Source organism: Halobiforma nitratireducens JCM 10879 (assembly GCF_000337895.1).
Taxonomy (GTDB): domain Archaea; phylum Halobacteriota; class Halobacteria; order Halobacteriales; family Natrialbaceae; genus Natronobacterium; species Natronobacterium nitratireducens.
On the sequence record NZ_AOMA01000150.1, the window covers coordinates 1 to 3,763 of the forward strand.

4 protein-coding genes are annotated in these 3,763 nt (G+C 53.5%); all 4 read left to right on the forward strand.

Annotated elements, in window-relative coordinates; translation table 11 throughout:
* The first annotated feature begins 93 nt into the window (after positions 1–93).
* The 4 genes from C446_RS14615 (at position 94) to C446_RS14630 (ending at position 3,701) form a co-directional block, all read left to right on the forward strand.
* Entirely contained in the window at positions 94–1,983 is a 1,890-nt protein-coding gene (locus tag C446_RS14615; RefSeq protein ID WP_006673902.1) for a DEAD/DEAH box helicase family protein, read from the forward strand.
* 74 nt (positions 1,984–2,057) lie between these two features.
* Positions 2,058–2,261, forward strand: coding sequence for a hypothetical protein (locus C446_RS14620; protein WP_006673903.1), 204 nt, complete (start codon positions 2,058–2,060; stop codon positions 2,259–2,261).
* The gene (locus tag C446_RS14625; RefSeq protein ID WP_239639518.1) at positions 2,258–3,010 is read left to right on the forward strand and encodes an ATP-binding protein; all 753 of its coding nucleotides are present in this window, start codon (positions 2,258–2,260) and stop codon (positions 3,008–3,010) included. The genes C446_RS14620 and C446_RS14625 overlap by 4 nt, the downstream gene beginning before the upstream one ends.
* A gap of 91 nt (positions 3,011–3,101) precedes the next feature.
* A complete protein-coding gene (locus tag C446_RS14630) occupies positions 3,102–3,701 on the forward strand; it encodes a hypothetical protein (RefSeq protein ID WP_049920258.1) in 600 nt (199 codons plus the stop codon).
* The last annotated feature ends 62 nt before the right edge of the window (positions 3,702–3,763 follow it).

Sequence of the window (3,763 nt, forward strand, 5' to 3'; positions counted from 1 at the left end):
TTCAAAACAGGACTCTCAGGCCATATAGCGGCATTAAGACGAATATCATAAATTCAATACTGTCGCCTTCTTGCGTTCAACAGAGCAAATTGGATGCAATCCGCCGCACGAGGAATCGCTGAACTAGCTGACAACGGCGGTACCGCGAAATGGATCACTAGCCCAAAACTCACCGAAGAAGACTGGGAGGCCATCAAGAAAGGGGACGAAGCGCGCAGCGATGAAGTCCTACGCGAAACCCTCGAAAAGACCATCAACGACCTCCGGTACGACTTGGAATACGACACCAGGAACGCCATCGCATGGATGATCGCCGATGGTCTGCTCGAAATCAAATTCGCGATTCCCACCGAGTCTCTATCGGGTGGCGATTTCCACGACAAATTCGGTATCTTCTATGACGAAGACGGCAACCGTGTTGGGTTCCACGGCAGTCAGAACGACAGTGAACAGGCTCTTCGTAACTACGAAGCGTACAGTGTTGATTGCGACTGGCTTGGCGAGCGCGATGCTGAAGGGGTAGACAGCCACGAACAACGCTTCAAAGACCTCTGGGAAGGTCGAGATTCGAATGTCGACACGTACTCTATCCCCGATGGGATCGCAGAGGACATCGCAGAGCTACGCGACTACGACAACCGTCCATACACACCCTTCGAGGAACCCGACAACTCCACGACGAAGGACAGCAACGAAATCACGCTCCGAGACTACCAGCGCGAAGCAGTCGATAACTGGTTCGAAAACAACTGCCATGGGCTCCTGCGGATGGCTACCGGTACTGGAAAGACGTTCACCGCACTCGCCGCGCTCGACGAGTACCTCGAGCAACAAGACTCGCCGACACTCTGCGTGATTGCCGTACCGGTCACACACCTTGCCAACCAGTGGGCCGAAGAGATGGACATCTTCGGATTCCCCTCCCCACGCTTCCTGTTCGGGACAGCCAACAGCGACTGGAAATCCGACCTGTCCAGAGTCGTCAGCAACATCAGACTCGAGTTCCGTGATCGGGAGTTCATCATCACCACACACAGGACTCTCAGCGAGGAATATTTCCGAGAGAAAATTAGCACTGTAGACGAAAACACTGTCCTCATCGCTGACGAGGTTCACGGTCTCGGCTCCGAGGAACAACGCAAGGGCCTCCTCGACGAATATGATGCCCGGCTCGGGTTGTCGGCCACACCGGAGCGCTACTACGACGAGGAGGGCACTGAGTTCCTGCTGGACTACTTCGGAGACATTGTTTACGAGTACTCCCTCTCAGACGCAGTCCCGGAGTACTTGACGCCATACGACTACGAGCCAATCATCGTTGAGATGACCCAAGAGGAACTGGAGGAATACCGGAAGGAGTCCAAGAAACTAGCGAGTGCCGCAGCGAGCGAAGATATCGAAGAGGAAGTCGTTGAGCATCTCGCCATGAAGCGCGCGTCCATCGTGAAGAGCGCTGAGAACAAGTATCGCCACTTACGACGCATCCTGCAACGAATCGATGACCCGGATCACTTGTTGGTTTACACGAACCCTGATCAAATCGATGACGTGCAGCAAATCCTGAACGACGAGGGTGTCTTCCATCATAAATTCACCTACCACGAGGACGAAGACCAGCGTGACGAACTTCTGGAAGGGTTCGATGCTGGGGACTGGGACGCGCTTGTCGCGATGAAATGCCTCGATGAAGGCGTTGACGTGCCAGCCACACGCCAAGCAATCTTGATGTCGAACAGTGGCAATCCCATGCAGTTCATTCAGCGACGAGGCCGTGTGCTTCGGCAAGCAGAGGGGAAGGACAAGGCAATCATCTACGATATGGTTGTTGTGCCGTCGAAGGACCCACCTGAAGATATTGCGACGTCAGAGCGTAAGCTACTCGAGAAGGAACTTGATCGGTTTGCTGAGTTCGCCGAGAATGCCAAAAACCGGCATACGGCGCTGAACGTGATTGACGACATTCGCGTGAAGTACCGCATCTAGTCCTTCCATGTTCTCGATATATTCTCGAGGGAATGTATTATCTTACCCTAGTTTCATGTATCGAGTAGTTACCCATGAAGGACTCCGAAGTGCACTCGCTCATCCTGGACAAAACGGATGAGATTGAGGAAGACGAGTACCGGTCATTCATTCGTGAAATTCTCAAGCACGAACGAACGAAACTCGACCAGGAGCGTCCGAAGTACGCCGACAAGTACCACCAGCTTGTGGAGGACTACGCAAACAACGAGTCGCTTGAGGACTACACCGACGAATGAACAACATCCAAATCTTCAAAATCGAACTCAACAACTACCGGCAGTTCCAGGGCGTCGAAGAAATCCCCCTCGAGACCTCGCCCGATAAGCACATCAACGTCATCGAAGGGCAGAACGGCTCCGGGAAGTCGAACATCCTGAACGCCATCACACTCTGTTTCTACGATGAAGAGCCCCATATCGACGAGAACGATGACCGTGGGCTCGGGGCCGACCCGATAGCCAATCTGAAAGAACTCGAGTCGGTCGACGTCGGAGACAGCGTACGCGGACACATCGAGATCACGCTCGGGAAAGACGAACCGCAGTACGTCTTCACCCGGAAGTTCCGTACAGCCAAGGTCGGGGAAGACGAGTACAACAGCGTCACCGAGGATCTTCAGCTTCGCCAGCGGTTCGGAGCGGACTGGCAGAACGTAGAGAACCCGAACACGCGGCTTCGCGAGATTCTCCCTACGCGAGTTCACCAGTACTTCCTGTTCGACGGAGAGCAACTTGACAAGTTCTTCGAGGAAGGGTACACCCAACGCGTGAAAGACGCCGTTCTCGATGTCTCTCACATCCAGTTACTCGAGCGTGGTATCGACCACCTCAACTCGGTACAAAGCGATCTCGAGAAAGAAGCATCCGACGTGGAGGGCAAACCCCAAGAACTCCACAAGGAGTACGAAGAGGCCCAAGACGAACTTGATGAACTCAAAGAGGATGAAAAAGAACTCGAATACCCTGTTGCACGCTTTCGAAATTAGGGCCAAAAACCAGATGATGTTGCAGGTTTCTCTGAACAGGGTTGGCTACTAATGCCCACATCCGGGTACCAAGCATCAACTAATTTTGCACATGCAACGGGCTATCGAAGAGAACATCGAGGAAGCAAACGAGCAAATCGAGGACATCGATAAGGAACTAGCCGACAGTACAGACCCTGACGTTCGCGAAAAACAACAACGGCGTCGATACCTAAACGAACGCCTCGAAGACCGGGAAGAGGAACTTCAGAACGCGCGTGAAGACGCAGCTATTTCGCTCTCCCGTGCCGGGCCAGTCGCGTACAACCAAGACGCGCTCGAATACACCATCGAACAATTCCGTGACCGCGAAGAAAGCGGCCAAGAACCACCGGACATCCCGGAATGGTGGTTAGACCAACTGCTTGATGACGGCGAGTGCATTTGCGGTACAGACATCGAAAGCGAGGAGGAAAAGCGCGAGCACCTCGAGCACTTCAAGGAGAAAATCACCGAAGCCGCTTCCAACAGCGTAAATGGCCGGCGGAAAGTCCAACGTGCGCTCGATCGAGGCGACGACTTGGTGAGTGAAGCCAAGGAACGGAAGCGTCGTGTCGAAGACATCAAAGACGACATCGACGACATCAACGAGGAGCTGCGTGAGATTTCAGCTGACTCAGCTTTGAATAGCCCGTTGCATGTGCAAAATTAGTTGATGCTTGGTACCCGGATGTGGGCATTAGTAGCCAACCCTGTTCAGAGAAACCTGCAACA